Here is a 409-nt window from a genome sequence, read left to right as displayed (position 1 = left end):
GGGAGATGTGGCCGCGTAGGGCGTCGGCCCAGATTTCGGCTTGCTTTATGTCCCAGCGGCCTGGCTGCCAGCCGGCGGCGCGCAGTGCGGCGTCGACGGCTACGGGGAAGCGGGTGGTGGAGGTGCGGTCGGTGTGCATCTGCCCTTGGATCGTCGAGGTCATGGACCGGCGCGGTCGGGGTTTTTGGGGCCGTGCCGTCGTGCGGGGGGCCTGGGGAGGGCCTGGTGGGGTTGTGTCAGCCGGTGGGGGCTGATGGGTCGACTATGCGGACGCCGAAGTGGTCGCTGAGGGCTGTGCAGGCGCGGCAGGGTGTGGCGAAGCTGCCGTGGAGGGGGTCGCCGTCCTCGCGGATGGGGCGGGGGGGGGGGGTTGGTTTGTTTTTGGGTGTTTGGGGGTGTCCGGGGGGTC

The 409-nt window shown here is 70.9% G+C and carries 1 pseudogene; it reads right to left on the bottom strand.

What is annotated here, in order from left to right:
* Window positions 1-139: pseudogene (locus ADL01_RS42475) on the bottom strand (SUKH-3 domain-containing protein); the annotation flags it as partial.
* Window positions 140-409: the final 270 nt, after the last annotated feature.

Source organism: Streptomyces sp. NRRL WC-3618 (assembly GCF_001280005.1).
Taxonomy (GTDB): domain Bacteria; phylum Actinomycetota; class Actinomycetes; order Streptomycetales; family Streptomycetaceae; genus Streptomyces.
The sequence above is the reverse complement of the archived record's forward strand: the minus strand, read 5'-3'. Positions and strand labels throughout refer to the sequence as shown.